Source organism: Gardnerella sp. DNF01157, from assembly GCF_049244225.1.
In the GTDB taxonomy this organism is placed as follows: Bacteria; Actinomycetota; Actinomycetes; order Actinomycetales; family Bifidobacteriaceae; genus Bifidobacterium; species Bifidobacterium leopoldii.
Map to the genome: position 1 here is coordinate 109,021 of NZ_CP058388.1, position 16,228 is coordinate 125,248.

11 protein-coding genes are annotated in these 16,228 nt (G+C 43.0%); 5 read left to right on the plus strand and 6 right to left on the minus strand.

Annotation, left to right across the window (positions count from 1 at the left end; all coding sequences use genetic code 11):
* From malQ to HXT38_RS00465, 5 genes are all read right to left on the minus strand, one after another.
* Positions 1-2,250 (minus strand): 4-alpha-glucanotransferase, encoded by a 2,250-nt coding sequence (gene malQ / locus HXT38_RS00445; protein ID WP_064340166.1) that lies wholly within the window; start codon positions 2,248-2,250, stop codon positions 1-3.
* A 277-nt stretch (positions 2,251-2,527) separates the two neighbouring features.
* Complete coding sequence (gene pulA, locus HXT38_RS00450) at positions 2,528-4,537, minus strand: type I pullulanase (RefSeq protein ID WP_421791847.1); 2,010 nt, start codon at positions 4,535-4,537, stop codon at positions 2,528-2,530.
* Positions 4,538-4,848: 311 nt separating this feature from the next.
* Entirely contained in the window at positions 4,849-5,772 is a 924-nt protein-coding gene (locus HXT38_RS00455) for a sugar ABC transporter permease (protein ID WP_004104797.1), read from the minus strand.
* Positions 5,769-7,175, minus strand: a complete 1,407-nt coding sequence (locus HXT38_RS00460; protein WP_004104794.1) for a carbohydrate ABC transporter permease — start codon at positions 7,173-7,175, stop codon at positions 5,769-5,771. The genes HXT38_RS00455 and HXT38_RS00460 overlap by 4 nt, the downstream gene beginning before the upstream one ends.
* 159 nt (positions 7,176-7,334) lie before the next feature.
* Positions 7,335-8,564 (minus strand): extracellular solute-binding protein, encoded by a 1,230-nt coding sequence (locus HXT38_RS00465; RefSeq protein ID WP_064340169.1) that lies wholly within the window; start codon positions 8,562-8,564, stop codon positions 7,335-7,337.
* A 258-nt stretch (positions 8,565-8,822) separates the two neighbouring features.
* Between HXT38_RS00465 and HXT38_RS00470 the strand changes: the two genes are divergently transcribed.
* Both HXT38_RS00470 and HXT38_RS00475 read left to right on the plus strand, forming a co-directional pair.
* Complete coding sequence (locus tag HXT38_RS00470; protein WP_421791849.1) at positions 8,823-10,523, plus strand: alpha-amylase family glycosyl hydrolase; 1,701 nt, start codon at positions 8,823-8,825, stop codon at positions 10,521-10,523.
* Positions 10,524-10,657: 134 nt separating this feature from the next.
* A complete protein-coding gene (locus HXT38_RS00475) occupies positions 10,658-11,437 on the plus strand; it encodes a TraX family protein (protein ID WP_032835183.1) in 780 nt (259 codons plus the stop codon).
* Between the two features lie 148 nt (positions 11,438-11,585).
* Here the strand turns inward: HXT38_RS00475 and HXT38_RS00480 are convergent, their stop codons facing one another.
* Complete coding sequence (locus HXT38_RS00480) at positions 11,586-12,611, minus strand: LacI family DNA-binding transcriptional regulator (protein WP_004118431.1); 1,026 nt, start codon at positions 12,609-12,611, stop codon at positions 11,586-11,588.
* A gap of 273 nt (positions 12,612-12,884) precedes the next feature.
* Between HXT38_RS00480 and HXT38_RS00485 the strand changes: the two genes are divergently transcribed.
* The 3 genes from HXT38_RS00485 to HXT38_RS00495 all read left to right on the plus strand — a co-directional run bounded on the left by HXT38_RS00485 (position 12,885) and on the right by HXT38_RS00495 (position 16,161).
* The gene (locus tag HXT38_RS00485; protein ID WP_004118447.1) at positions 12,885-14,270 is read left to right on the plus strand and encodes an extracellular solute-binding protein; all 1,386 of its coding nucleotides are present in this window, start codon (positions 12,885-12,887) and stop codon (positions 14,268-14,270) included.
* Positions 14,271-14,317: 47 nt separating this feature from the next.
* A complete protein-coding gene (locus HXT38_RS00490) occupies positions 14,318-15,253 on the plus strand; it encodes a carbohydrate ABC transporter permease (protein ID WP_004118448.1) in 936 nt (311 codons plus the stop codon).
* A gap of 101 nt (positions 15,254-15,354) precedes the next feature.
* Complete coding sequence (locus tag HXT38_RS00495; RefSeq protein ID WP_032835185.1) at positions 15,355-16,161, plus strand: carbohydrate ABC transporter permease; 807 nt, start codon at positions 15,355-15,357, stop codon at positions 16,159-16,161.
* Positions 16,162-16,228: the final 67 nt, after the last annotated feature.

The window sequence follows — 16,228 nt, forward strand, 5'->3', positions numbered from 1 at the left end:
TTATACATGCTTCCGTGTATTTTCGCCGCGCATAACTGCCGTCATAGATAGCACTCGTGGTGACTTAAATACTTCATCGGTGTGAACTACACGACCATCAGCATCAGCAAGTGGAATACGCCAGTTTGGATACTCTGTACTAGTTCCAGGCTGATTCTGTGAACGCTTCTCGCCGACAGCGTCAACCAAAGCAACTTGCAAAAGCAAAGATGGGGAAGTGAGCATAATCGCATGCATAGCTTCCACAATCTCTTGTACATGGCCTTCAACATCCTCAGCAGCATCTTTGCTAATCCAGCCGTTCTCAAGAAGCATCTTCATCATTGCATCGCGTTCAGCTTGAGCAGCCTCCTGGAACGTTTCTACGGAGTCTGTAAGCAGATGAAGCTGCTCGCGAAGCTTGACATGCTCAAAGGCAAGATAACCAGCTGTAGGTGGCATATCGTGCGTAGTAACGGAAGCAAGAGCATACTCTCGATATGTAGACGGATTAGCGAAAATAATTTGCTTCTTTCCAGCCTTCTTAGTAGCAGCTTCAGCTTCGTCGTCGTGAGTGAACCATTCAACAACAGTGCCAAGCACGCCATGAGATGCAAGAACCTTAGAAACATACTTCGGAACAGTGCCCAAATCTTCGCCAATAACAACGCCGCCTGCGCGAGTTGCTTCAACAGTAAGAACTGCGAGCATTGCATCTACGTTGTAGTACACATATGCGCCGTTTCTAGCACCTTGTCCTTGTGGAATCCACCACAAGCGGAACAATCCAAGAACGTGATCAATACGAGCAGCTCCTGCGTGCAAGAACACGTTATGAACCATGTCTCGGTAAGCAATATAGCCAGTTTCATCCAAATAATTTGGATCGAATGGAGGTTGACCCCAATCCTGACCTTGCTGGTTGTAGAAATCAGGAGGAGCACCAACGCTTACGCCATTAGCAAATCGTTCCGGACTCCACCAAACGTCAGCACCGTAGCCGTGTACGCCAACTGCCATGTCTTGCATAAGACCAATTGCCATACCAGCAGCTTTAGCTTCAGCGTGAGCTGCAGCAACTTGCTCATCAGCAATCCACTGAAGCCAACGATGGAACTCAAACAAATCAGCGTGTTCGCGCTTAAGTCGCTCAATTTGCGGAGTGCCTTTGCCTGTAGTGTCAAACCACAAATTCTCGCCCCAAGGAGCACCCCAAACTTCAAACGCAACACACCAAGTTGCAAAAGCGTCAAGATCTTCACCAGAACGATGCTTAAACTCACTAAACTCGCGCTCGCGTTCGGTAGAACGAGGTTGCTTGAAAATAATACGCAACGCAGGAAGCTTGGCATCCCATGCAGCGTTGATATCTATAGGATTTGGATTATTGTTTTGAGGAGCAATAGACTCATGCAATTGCTCCACTTTGGCAAGATCCTCTCCGCTTAATTCAGCATATTCCGGAATATCTTGCGGACGAATATAAGTGACATTCAAGAACCTACGAGACTCAGGCAAGTACGGTGAAGGCTCAAGAGGTGTTACTGGAGCGCACGCATGAATTGGATTAATCAGCATAAAATCAGCCTTACCAATTTCTCCAGCATCCTTAAGTAGGCGACGCAAATCGCCGTAATCGCCAATTCCCCAAGAATCTTTTGAACGCACAGAATACATTTGCGTCATGAATCCCCAACGATGCTTTTGCTTAACGCTTTCAGGCAACGGAATACGCGCAGGTGCAGCAATCAATGTAACATCAGCGTGTTGAGCTGTCTCGCCATTCGTGTTGATTACTTTAGCATGCAAAGTGTGGTAGCCCATTGGCAAATCATCCGGAAGCTCAATGAACAAATCTCCATTGTCTTCGGATTGAATATCGCCTAACGAGCCTTCATAATCTGTTCCATCTTCGAGTGTAAGAGAAATATGAATTTGCTCTTTTTTGGCATCTCCTGCGTGAATTGGTACGCAAGTTTTTGCGCCATTAAACGAAACGACAGTTGGTGGCAATAATTCGCTAGAGCGTTTGCGCTGAACCTTCTCGTATGAAATTGCAATATTGTCTTGAGTGTCGGCAGGCATGCCTAATGCATCAAGTACTCCAACTAATGCTTCATCTGTAATTTCGGTGTAGCTTCCTTGCTGATCAATATAAAAAGTGGCAACGCCGCACGCCTTAGCAAGCTTAATAAGTGGACGTGCAAGACGTTCTGCGCTTTCTTCCATAGGCTTATCAGCATCAGCTTTGCCAGTAGCTGTTGTTGTCATGGTGCTCCTTCTACTTTATGATTTGGCACATTCCTAACATCGTCGTAAGCGTGCCAAATGTGCAACTATGGCGATAGTGCGTAAATCAATACATCTCTGGATTGAAATACACCCTGCCTATCAATTATATAAATACCTGACATCGTTTGCAAATTAGCGTTGCGACATATTTGCTAGTTTTTATAAGTAATTGCAACTAAACACAAGTGTTGTGATTACTCATGTTTAGTTGCAATCGTCTGATAGTTTATTATTTTTTTTACTTACTAAAACGCAATTACTTGTTGCTAAGCACAACAAAAGTTCTGATAGGCAAGTGTAGGGTAGCAGTGCTTTTTTCAGTTGTAATATTTACCTTGGTGTCAGGCTGTTTTCCAGTCCACTTAGCAAAATAATCACTTGAATTAAGTACGCAATGCCACTCTTGAGATTTTGCACTATGAATTGCAGGTAGTTGAATAGTTGCATCTTCATGATACATAGGATTTGCGCAAACAATTAGATTATTGCCAATGCGCGTAGCCAAAACAGTATGGTTAGACGTTTCAAGTTGTTTGCGTTTGCCGTCATACAATGAGCTATATTCAGCGCGAAGCTTTATAAGTGCACGATACCATTGAACAAGCGGATTGAAACGTTCAGTGCGCGCCCAGTCAAGCTGGTTCATTAGTACACCGCGATTATAAGAATTATCGCAACCGTGCTTAGTACGTCCAAACTCTTCTCCGCTTAGCATAAACGGCGTGCCTGCAGAGCACAAAACAATTCCAGCTGCAAACATATTAGCGTTCAAAATATCCGCAACTTGTTGTACATCTTGAGCGTCAAACTCAAAATCGCTAGCATTCTCGCGCATAGAGATACAAAGCTTATCCCACAAAGTCAAATCGTCGTGAGCAGAAGTATATTGAACAATCTGTCCAACTTCTTTACCTGCAGAAGGAGTATCACGCCATGCATTAATAGTTTGGCGAGCCGCATCTGAGCACCAGAACTCATTGCCATTAACATATCCACGGTCGCGATGGTTCATAACATTGCCTTTGAGGGAATCGCGAGACTCGTCGCTAAACCAGCCTATGCGCTCGTTAAGAGTGTCTCTGCCGTCTTTATCTCCCATCGGAACTTTCTCATCAACAGCAGGATCCGAAGCACCCCACGGTTCTCCATACATAACAATATCTTTACCGCCAGGAAGCTTGTCTAATGCAGTTCGTGCCTGATTTAAGGTTTCAGTATCAGTCAATCCCATAAGATCGAAACGGAAGCCATCAATGTGATAGCAGCGTGCCCAATGCAGCAAAGATTCAATAATAAACCTGCGGAACATAGGATGTTCAGAAGCCATTTCATTTCCACAGCCAGAGCCGTTAGCAAAAGATCCGTCAGAGTCTCGCCTGCAGAAATACCCAGGAGCCATGCATTCGAAAGCGTTTTCTGCGGACTTGTACATGTGATTATAAACAACATCCATAATTACGCGTTGACCATTAGCATGTAATGCCGCAATCATTGCCTTGCATTCGCGAATTCGCGCAGTGCCATCGTAAGGATTGCTAGAATAAGCACCTTCAGGAACGTTGTAAGCGTGAGGATCATAGCCCCAGTTGTATAGAGAATCTAATTCTTCTGCTGAAGCACCATTTTTGCGCGCATTGTCGATTGTGGATTCGTCAACTGTTGCAAAATCGTAAATAGGTTCGAGTTGCACATGAGTAATGCCAAGCTGCTTTAAATAATCCAAGCCAGTAGGGAAGTTGCATTCAGAAGAATCTGGATTTTGCAAAGATGTATGTTCATCAGTAAAAGCGAGATATTGGCCTCTATGCTCTGGCTTAAAGCCGCCATTAGGATTGCTGCTGAAATCTGCAACATGCGTTTCCCACACAACCATTGCATGGCGCACAAACTTAGGAGACTTATCTTTATGCCAATTGGCAGGAGACACTCGCTCATCGTCTATGACAAGGCTGCGCTCACCATTTACACCGCTTGCTACACCCCAAGGGTCACTAGTTCGATTTACTGTGCCATCTTGGAAAGTAACAAGATAATCGTAGTATATGCCGTCTAAACGCTTACGGAAATTAATCCGCCAAGCTCCGTCATGCAACGGTTTCAATTCGTGTGTTTGAATTGGCTCACTGTTGTTTCCAGTTTCAAAAAGTCTTAACGTCACATTCTGTGCAGTTGGTGCCCATACGGTAAATGTTGTAGATTTAGCATTTAAAGTAAATCCAAGAGGTCCTTCGTATACAGGCCATGTTGCCGAAGATGGAGTCGTCATATAGGGTATCCTTCTTCTTTCGCTATTTTGCGAATTGTCTAAATTTTCTAAATTATCTAATCGTATTAGTCATTATACAGTTTTTTAAATTTTATTATTTACTTATTGTTCTGTTATCAAGTTTTTTATGTTTTGCGGCACTATTTGGCTAAACACGGTAGGGTTTATGCGATAGCCATTATCGTATTAAGTCAAACGGCGAGTGTGTTAAGTTATTTTTTATTTTTATGTGTTCGTGTTGTCTAGCGAAAGAGAAGGCTGAAACGCTCGAAAGCGTCTCAGCCTTCAGTAAATTTATATCCTGTAAATTATCAGCCTTTAACGGAGCCAGACATGGACTCTTCGTAGAAGCGCTGCATAATAATGAACAGGATTACGATTGGTATGGAAATGCACACAGCACCTGCCGCGAATGCAGCGTACCAATCAGGTAGATACTTTTTGGTAAGCATCTCCATTAATCCGTAAGCAACTGTGTAGTTTTCCTTATTGTCTCTCACTACTGTCTTCACCATAACGAAGTCTAGCCATGGTCCCAAGAATCCAGTAATTGCTTGGAACACAATCATAGGCTTGCAGATTGGAACAATAATCTTCCAGAATACTTGCCACTTTGTGCATCCATCCAAGTATGCAGCTTCATCCAAAGACTTTGGAATAGTATCCATGTAGCCCTTCATAATGTAGAAGCCAGCACCGCTACCTGCAGAATAAACGATAATAAGTGCGATTAATACAATCGAACCTTTTGTTAAACCAAGAGCCTTCAAAATGAAGTAGATAGCAATAACAGCCATGATACCTGGGAACATACCAAGAATCAGAGCAAGATTCATGAATGTCTTACGTCCTTTGAAACGGAGACGAGACATGCAGAAGGACACTGCTAACACAAACACCAAAGAAATAATGCACACGAAAATTGACACGATCAAAGTGTTGAGGAACATTCGTGGGAAATTAATGTCATCGGTATCGGTAAATAACTTTATATAGTTATTTAGTGAGTATTCAGTTGGGAAGAAGGTTTTCTGATAGGAACCAGTGTTCTTGTTGAAGCTTTCTAACAAAACCCACAAGATTGGAATCAACCAAATAACTGACAACACCAGCAAGAACAGATGCGAGAAAGTATCTCCAATTACTCTTCTGACATGTTGATCTTTAAGGAAAGAAACACTACGAGTGCTCTTTACAACAGCTTCTTCGTTCTTAGTTGTAGTTTTATCACTCACCGGAATCCCTCCTCATTCTTGTAAGATCCAGAGTTGCGATACGTAATCAGTGCTACGACGGCAAGTACCATGAATGTCAAAATACCAATTACTGCACCTGCGTTGTAGTTTTGCTGGTCAACAGTCAACTTGTAGAGCCATGTGATAAGCAAGTCGGTGCCGCCTGCACTGTTGACTTTGCTACTTGCTGGGCCACCTTTTGTTAAGAGGTAAATAACGTTGAAGTTATTGATGTTGCCAGTAAAGGTAGTAATCAAATATGGAGTCATAACAAAGATGATGTATGGCATTGTGACGTTCATGAAACGTTGCCACCAACCTGCGCCATCGAGCTCTGCAGCTTCGTAAAGTTCTGCAGGAACGTTCTGCAAGATACCTGTAATCTGCATGATGGTGAATGGGATACCAACCCAAAGATTGATAAGAATTACCGTCACTCGAGCCCAAGTTACATCCGTAAGGAAAGGAAGCTCTTGATGTATCCAACCGTTTTGCTTAAAGACAATGTTAATAACACCGTTCTGGCTAAGCATATTGTTCATAATAAGCAATGAAACAAACTGTGGAACTGCAATTGTAAGTGAGAAGCAAGTTCGCCACAATCCCTTAAGACGAGTGGACTTTCTATTGATTATCATTGCAATGAACATGCCGAGGAAGAAGTTCAGGAAGGTTGCAAGGAATGCCCAAACAAGAGTCCAGATTAATACGTCAAAGAATACGTCAGCTTTAATTAAATCACTTTTTCCGGTTAAGAATTGAGAAAAAACGTCTAACCCAATCCAGCTGAATTTTTGTTGATGATTCTCATCATAGCTTGTGAAAGCCATAGAAATCATGAAGAACAATGGCAAAATTGTGAATAACACAATGCCAGCAGTTGGAAGAGTCATAAAACCGACGTGTGCTTTTTCGTCAAGAAGAGTCTTAGCATCATCAATGAAATTAAGTGGCTTCTTGCCGTCTGCCATTACAGATTGCGCTTTGTACGCGCTGCGAAGAGCGAGAGTTGCCAGATATACAAGCAATACAATCGCTAATATCGACATAACTCCATACAGTAAAATTTCTACAGAATTATCGCCCGCACTGTATCGCCAGAATCCGTTGACTTTAACTCTGCCCTGTTCTACTGTGCCAAGAGTGTTAATTTTTGGAAGATAATCCAATCCAATTGTAAATAAGAATCCGAATAAAGCTGCTTCACACGCTAAGAATATAACGCCTTTGATGTATTGCTTGCGGACAAAATTGCCAAAGCCAAATATAACAACAGAAATCCATGAAAGAATGTCCGCATGTTTTGCAGCCTCTTTCAGTGAATAAGGTGAAGGAGCAAAGCGTTCTGCAGTTGACGTCTTCTTCTGGCGTCTTTCTCGCTTTGTGGATGTCGTGCCAGTCATGACATGCCTTTCATGTAAACAAAATTATTTTGTAGAAGATAAACAATGCGCCCCACCCCTTGCCGGAGCGGGGGCTGGGGCGCATTGTTTTACTCAAAGTGCATAAAACACTGCTTATGCATCTATTTAGATTTGTTGGCTAGAGTAAGTTTTGTTTACTTACTTCTCTAGGCCCTTAGCAAATTCTGCAGTCTGCGCGGCAGCATTATCGCCAGTAATCTTACCGGTGGAGATAGAAGTGCCGAATGCTTGAACTGGATCCCAGAACTTACCCATTTCAGGAATTGCTGGCTGCAAGACAGAAGTCTTAGCAATGGTTTCCATCTGAGCAACAGCAGCTGGCTCTGCCTTTACGCTGTCAGCAAGGGACTTGTCAGAAGGAATTGCACCTTCCTTTTCGAAAGCAATCTGCTGGGACTTCTTGGAGCCCAAGAATGCAGCGAACTTAGCAGCCATCTCTGGAGACTTGGTGTTGGTATTGTAAGCAACAGCCTTAGAACCAGCGAAGGACTTCATCTGGTGCTCGCCAGACTCAGTCTTGAAGGTTGGAAGAGCAGCTGCAGCATAGTTATCCTTCAAGGCGTCCTTAACCTTGGCTGCATCCCAAGAACCGGAGAATATTGCATCAACGGAGCCGTCCTTCAAGCCAGCCAAGCCGCGACCATTTCCATCAAGTACGAAGTGCTTTTCGTTTCCAACGAGCTTTGTTGCAATGTACTTGGTAACTTCAGCAGCCTTATCACTGAGCTTCATGCCAGCTTTAGCATCGTTTCCACTTTCGCCGAAGAGAGTCATATTGCCATCGAGGTAGAAGCCTGGGAGATACCAAGCATTAGCAAGATCGAATGAAACCTTGCCTTTTTCAAGCATCTTGTCGAGGGACTTAACGTCATCAGCGGAGAACTTGGACTTGTTGTAGTACATGAACCAAGTGTTGCCGGTGTAAGGAACGCCGTAAAGCTTACCGTCCTGAGCGGTAACAGACTTGATCAAAGTATCTTCGTTCTGTTCCTTAACTTGCTTTGTGGCGTCATCGCTTAATTCGCCGATTGCTCCAGCCTTTACCAAGTCGCCGAGCTGATCGTTAGGGAAGAGGAACACATCAGCAGCAGCCTTAGCATCCTGCTTAACAGCCTTAGCAGCGTCTGGTGGCTCAACAACAGCGTTCTTGAAAGTAACGTTTGGATTTTCCTTCTTGAATTCTGCTTCAACAGTCTTAATCCAGCCGCCATCTTTCTGATCGTCAGCAGAACCCCAAACGGTGAGCTGAACAGGTGCTGAATCAGCAGCCTTCTTATCGCTATTGTTAGTGCTTGAACCGCAAGCTGCAAATCCAAACAAAGTAGCAACTGCAAGACCTGCACCCAGCATCTTCTTAATATTCGTCATCCTTGACCTCCTATATCATGCCAAAAACCGGCATATCATTTGGTGGCGTAGTAACGGACTCCGTTGTGGCGCAACATCGCGATTGCTGCGTAGAGCAGCGTCACAAGTCTCACAAATCCGTTCGTAAGCACTGTGTAGTATACACGGATATCGTGTCGTTTGCAAATGAGTGGCGGGTTAGTCTGTATATTTTGCCCTATAAATTTTTTCAAGTGGTTGTGTGTAAACTAAGTAGCACAACGCAAGAAGGGTGAAATAATGGCATTATACGATCATGCTCAGTGGCTTAAAGACGCGGTTTTTTACGAAATCTATCCGCAAAGTTTTTGTGATTCCAATGGCGATGGCATAGGCGATATTCAAGGAATTATCGAAAAGTTAGACTATGTAAAATCGCTTGGTTGCAACGCAATTTGGCTTAATCCCTGCTATGACTCGCCTTTTAAAGATGCGGGCTATGACGTGCGCGACTACAAAAAAGTAGCTGCGCGTTACGGAACGAACGAAGATTTAAAGCAGCTTTTTAGTGAAGCTCACAATCGAGGAATCCGCATATTGCTTGACTTAGTGCCGGGTCATACGAGTGAAGAACACGAGTGGTTTAAGGAAAGTTCGAAAGCTGAAGAAAATGAGTTCAGCAAGCGATATATTTGGACAGACAGTGCGTTTAGCGGCTATTCTATGCCGTTTATTGGCGGTGAAACTGAGCGTGACGCCACTTATATTCTAAACTTCTTCAAATGTCAGCCTGCATTAAACTACGGTTTTGCACATAGGGATCGAGCTTGGCAATCCGCTCCAGATTCCAAAGAAGCGGCAGAAACTCGCGCTGCAATGGTTGATATTATGCGATTTTGGCTTTCGCTTGGTGCGGATGGATACCGAGTTGATATGGCTGATTCGCTTGTAAAAAACGATGACAATAATGGCGAAGGAAGCCTTGGCAAAGACAATACAATTCGCGCATGGCAGGAAATGCTTGGCACTGTGAAAGAAGAGTATCCGCAGGCTGCTTTTGTGTCCGAATGGGGCAGACCACGTCAGGCTCTTACTGCAGGATTCGACATGGACTTCTATTTGAATTGGCGCTGGGATGGAAATCCTAACGGCTACGCACGTTTAGCTCGTGATGTTAATAATGCTTTAGACGGCAATCCTGAGCATGATCACAGCTACTTTAATGCGCACGGCGGCGGCAGTATTTGCCCATTTTTAGACGATTATTGCCCACAATATGAGTCAACCTATTCGCAAGGTTACTTTAGTTTCATCACGTGCAATCACGATACGCCGCGTCTTGCTCCGCGTCTTGACGATCGTGAGCGTCGCGTGGCTTTCGGCATGATACTCACTATGCCAGGCGTGCCATTCGTGTATTATGGCGACGAAATTGGCATGAAATATCGCGATATTCCAACAAAAGAAGGCGGCTACGCTCGTACGGGCACTCGTACGCCAATGCAATGGGACGATGCAAAGAATTTTGGCTTCTCGATGGCTGCAAAATCTAAATTATACTTGCCTGTTGAAGCGCGAGCAGACGGAAGAACTTGCGCAAATTCTCGAAAACAAGCAGTGGAAAGTGGTGAAATTCCAACTGTTTCTGCGCAAATTAATTGCGAAGATTCCTTCCTTTCGTGGGTGCGCTCGCTTATTGCGCTTCGCCATAGTCGCAAATCTTTGCAAGCTGACGCGTCTTGGAGAGTTTTGTATGCTCCGGTTGACGGCCGCGGCTTTGCTTACGAGCGTTGCGCAAAAGGTGACGTAGGAGAATCAGCTGTGGAACGAAGCATTGTGGTTATGAACCCAGGTGTAAATAGCGAAACAGTTTCATTAGAAGCATTAGCGAATCTTACGCAAGAATCTGCTTACAATCCATTACTTAAAATTGGAGAAATATCAGTTAATGGTGATTGCTTAACACTCGGCGCTCAAAGTTTTGCAGTGTTTGGAATGTAAATTACAGGTTAGTTAGATACGTAACTACAGATAAAGTTTATATAAACTAGGTATGCGCAAATAAACAAGGACGTGCAATGGGTATTAATAGTGGTAAAGCAATAATGCGTGATACCGGTAACGCGAATAAGGAAATGCTTGACGCAAACGGCAAACCAATTCGTGCTGACCGTAACATAAAAACTGGAATCACGCTCAATAAACTTAAAATGCTCGGCGCTTTTATGCTTATGCTAGGTGCATTTAGTAACACAGTAATTGCACGAATGTTCGGCGGAACAGTAACCAATAATATGTTCGCATTGACAGTCATATTAGTTTGCGAATTTATAAGCTGGACTGCAGTGCCATGGTATGCGTGGATATTAGTACGCGGATATCACAATACTCATAATTTGAATCTTTACATGTTAAGATTGTTGATTTTAGCAGTGGTCTGCGAAGTTCCATACGATTTGGTGAATTCAAAATGTTTGTTCGACATGCGTTCGCAAAATCCTGTATTTGCAATGGTTATCGCACTATTTGTACTTTCGAGTATAGATACAATTAGGGAGCGTTTAAGCGGATTTAGTAAAGGTTTTGCTATTACTGTGCTTATCATTGCGGGTCTTCTTTGGAATTTGATAGGAAAAGTTTTTGTGCAGCATGGAATTTTCTTCGGCGGTGTAACTTTGCTTATTTTCGTACTTCTTTTTGAATTATTAAAAAAGCGCGAAATTACTATGGAGATGACTGCAGGAATGTTCGGTGCTATGTCGATGCTTGCACCTGGTATTGGTGTGGCTGTGTTGCATTATCGTAGCGCTTATGGTGATGGTCCTAAAAACTCGACGACATTCCGTTGTGTTATGTATGTGTGGTATCCGCTGATGTTGATCATTGCGTCAGTGTTTGCAGTATTCTTGCGTTGAAAACATTTCGTAGCAGTTTTTGGATTTGTTTGTAAGGCGAGTTTTACCGCAAATCAGGGTTTATAGCAAATCAGGGTTTGCTATAAAGCGAGTTTGGTACTACGCCTTGCATAGCGTTTAAACCTAGTTTTCTAATCTGATTCGCTAATCAGTTTGCAGATGTAATGTCTGGGGCAGGACCAGTTGAGTTTCGGATTAGAAGCTGAAGCGGAGCTGTAATATGGCGTCTTGTAATTGGCTGCTCGTTAATAAGTGCTAAAGCAATATTTGCGGCTTGCTGAGCCATCAGACATGGATTTTGTCGAATGGTAGTTAAGCCTAATGCTTCTGCAAAAGTACTATTGTCAAAACCAATAATAGACAAATCTTCTGGCACTCGTATGCCTAGTTTTTGTAAACGAAACAGGAACGGTATAGCTGTGGAATCTTGGTGAAAGCACAGTGCAGTAGGAGGGTTGCTGCTTGAAAATAGTTCTGAAATAGTGGCATCTAAGGGATTGTCTCCAAAGTCAATTGGTAAGATTTTCCCTTGAACTCCTGGTGTATCGTTGCATATCGTTTCAAAACTGGTAATTCGTCTCGAAGAACTGAAGCGAAGTGGTGAATTAAAATGTTCGTAAACATACAGTAGTTTTTTGTGGCCTAAAGTAGTGAGATGGCGCACTGCAAGTTTAATTCCTGCAGTATCGTCAATGCTGATTGCTGCAGAAAGAATTTTAGACGCTACACAATTAATGCCCACAATAGGTACCTTTATGCGTTGAAGTTGCTCTGCCTCATTGTTGCTGATATCGAAAGAAGATACGATTACGGCATCAGTATTACCGCGTAAAGGTAGTTCTTTGAAGAAAGTTTTACGCTGTTCGATACCATCTACTGAATAAATTACTAGATCATATCCGGCTGCGTGCAACGTAGCGTTTAATCCTTCAATAATAGAAGCACTAAACCATTCTATGCGACTGCTACCAATAAGTAGTGCTATGCGGTATGATTTGCCTGATTTCAGTACTCCTGCGGTTCTTGATACAGTAAAGTCGAGTTGTTCTGCTGCTTGCGTAACTTTTGCTCGTGTTGCTGGCGCTACTTTGTCTGGGTGAGCGAAAGTTCTAGAGACAGTGGCTATGGAAACCCCTGCTAGCGTAGCTACATCGCTAATACTGTTTTTTGACATTTTATTTCTTCTGTTCTTTGTTTTTGCTCAAATATGAAGAGTGTTATATATACCCTTCAAAAAGAACATATAAGTGTTATGTAAATACAATAAATGTAAAGGTTTACATTTTTAGACACGCGGGTAAAAAAGTATTTATTTTCGCAAAAATGGTGCAGTTTAACGGATTCGAAATGAAAACCTTTACATTCACATTTTTTCTGTTTGACCAGTGAAAACTTTTCGCAATATTATAGATTTTACCCATTAATTTCACGAAGAAGTGGAGTAACAATGAACATTAGAAAAATATGTATTTCATGTGTCGCTGTTTTAGGCATGCTTGCTAGTGTTAGCGCGTGTGGCAGCAATTCTGCCGGTGTAACCGACACAAAAAAAGATAAAGGTTTGCCGGTAATGGGTGAAGCATTGAAATATAACCCTAACCATCTTGTTAATCAAGGCAAGCCAATTGCTTTGGAATATTGGAGCTGGGGAGACAGTAGTACCGACCCAATCTACGATATGATCAAGCAGTATACGAAAATCTACCCTAACGTAACGTTCAAAACGAAGAACGTTGCTTGGGACGATTATTGGACAAAACTACCGTTAGCACTCAAAGGCAAAAGCGGCCCAGCTCTGTTCAATATTCACAATTCCAAGGATGAGCTTATACGCCCATACGCTGCCGACTACAACGTTGACAAGGCAGCAATGGAAGCTGACTACAGCTCTTCTGTCGCACACGAAGATTCCAACGGAAAAGTAAAGTATATTGACTCGGTCATCAATACTGGCAATATTTACTACAATAAAAAGCTTTGGAAAGAAGCCGGTTTAACAGAAGCAGATATTCCTACGACTTGGGACGAGTTGCGCGAGGTGGCAAAGAAACTTACCAAGTGGAACGGTTCCAAAATGGTACAAGCCGGTTTCAATGTTAATGGTGATGCATACGCTGCAATCAACCAAGGCTTGAACTATCAACGTGGCGAACTTGCGTTCGATAAAAGTGGCAAAAAGCCTAATTTTGACAACAAAATTACGCGCGAAAACATGCAATTCCTAAAGAATTTGTACGACAAAGACAAAGTTATTGCAACAGACTTCGGTACTGATTACACGCAAAGTTTTGGCAACGGACAATCCGGAATGGTATACGCTTGGGGTTGGCTTGAAGGCCTACTGAAAGAAAAATATCCGAACGTAGAATACGGTATTTTCCCAACTCCAACATTCACGAAAGAAACGCCATTCGCTTATGATCGCTACAATGGCGAATCTACTCCAGGAATCAACGCTCACCAAAGTAAAGAACAGCAGGCCGTGGCACAAGACTTTATCAAGTTCATTCTCGCTAACGACGCTTTTATTCGCTCTGCAGTGAAACATCTGAACTCGTTCCCAGCGAAGAAATCGCTACAGAACGATCCAGAGATTCTTAAGGCCCCGGTAATGGCGGCTATTCAGCCTCGCGTGAATAGGTTGATTTGGCCAGGCATCACTCCTTCTACGGTGGAAACCAGCAGCAAGGCAGCGTTCCAAAACGTTATGCAAAATGGTCAATCTATTGATTCCGCAGTAAAAGAAGCACAGGCGACCATGGTAAAAGACATGAAGAATTCCAACTTTAAGTCTGCAGAAAGCAAGTATGAATTCTTCAAAGAACACAAGTAAAGATTCATAAACTGAAGTGTGTTCTTTCAAGTAAGGCAAGGGAAATCATGGAACAATTAGATCAGAAATCTCATTCAACTCCTCTAGGGAAAAAATTTGGTGGTATAGCAAAAGTAACCGCTGCGTTGTCTCGAACCTTCTCATTTCGCAATGTGGCAGTGACATTTCTGGTTGCTTATTTCGCGATTTTCCTTGCCTATCCTATTTATAAAGCGTTTGCCGGCAGCTTCCACGAGTGGAATCCGTTGGTTGGAACGTACAACTGGGTTGGGCTCGATAATTTCAAACAGATTTTAACCGACGGCCTATTTTGGAAGTCAATCGGTAATACAGCTATTTTCATGACAATATCCGTAATTTTCCGCATTATTCTCGGTTTGGGTTTGGCAATGTTGCTCAGCTCCAAGCTCGTGCATTGCAAAGATTCGCTTCGTGGCCTATTTTATATGCCAACGATTACACCACTTGTCGCAGTAAGCTTCGTGTGGATGTGGATGTTTGATCCGCAGTTTGGCATGATTGATAAAGTTACGGGATTGAATATTAATTGGCTGCACAGTTCTACTTGGGCCATGCCGGCAATTATTATCATGACCATTTGGAAAGATTTTGGCTACGCAACCGTGCTATATTTAGCAGGCTTAATGAACCTTCCCAAAGACGTGTATGAAGCAGCCGATATTGATGGTGCTAACAGTGTGCAAAAATTCTTCCGCATTACTTTGCCTCTACTCAAACCTACAACGTTATTCATTGTGATCACGTCAATGATTGCTTACCTGCAAGCCTACGTGCAGATTTTAGTTATGACTAATGGTGGCCCAGGAACAGCAACTTACACTATTAGCTACTTGATCTTTGATCAAGCTTTCCAAAAGTATAACTTTGGTATTGCGTCAGCCATGAGCGTAGTGCTTTTTATCTTTACTGGCGTACTCACGATAATCATGTTCAAAGCTTCTGAGGACGGTGAGTTGGTGTGAGCAATAAAACGGAAACGACTGGAGTTGTCGTTACGGTGCCTGCTAAGGGGGGTATTGTGAAAAAATTACGTAACTGCGCAAGAAGCAGCACTCGTCATGCTGTGTTGAGTTGGTCGCTTACTATTTTTCTTTTTCTGCTTTCTGCGCTAACAATTATTCCATTTGTGTGGATGTTCATTTCTTCATTTGCACCAAATAGTGATATTGTGCGTGTCGATGGTGGACTATTTCCTATGCCTAGTACGTTTGATAACTACGTTGGTATTCAGGAAAAATTTGATTTCTTGAGATTATTCTGCAACTCGTTGTTTGTTGCTGTAGCAAAAACGGTAATTGCCATTTATACCAGCGCAGTGTTGGGATATGTATTTGCAAAAATGCGTTTCCGTTGCCGTAATTTGCTTTTTGGTATAGTGATGAGCACCATGATGGTTCCGTGGGCTGTAACTATTATTCCGCAGTACGATATGATGACAAGTTTCGGTTGGCAAGATACGTACCGAGCCTTAATTGTCCCGGGATTAATTAGCGCTTTCGGCATTTTCCTCTTCCGTCAGTCAATAACAGGTATTTCTGACGAACTCATTGAAGCTGCGAAACTGGACGGAGCATCTGATTTTCGTATTTTCCACAGTATTATTCTTCCTATGAGCCATAACACGATTGCGGCGCTCGCCATCTTTACTTTCTTGTGGAACTGGGAGGACTATCTGTGGCCGTTCTTGATGATTTCGGACGAAAAGAAGCAGCTGCTCGCAGTGGGCTTGAAGGTGTTTACTGGGCGATATGGCACTGATTATGGTGGCTTGTTTGCAGCGACCTCTTTGGCGATTGTGCCAGTTATTATAGTGTACGTAATTTTCCAAAAGCAGTTTATTGCAGGTATTTCCACTGGTAGCGGTAAGTAACCCGCATAAGTGAAGAGAAGATACGTAAGTGTTGTGCGCGAAAGCGTGGTGTAACAAGTGTTGTGTG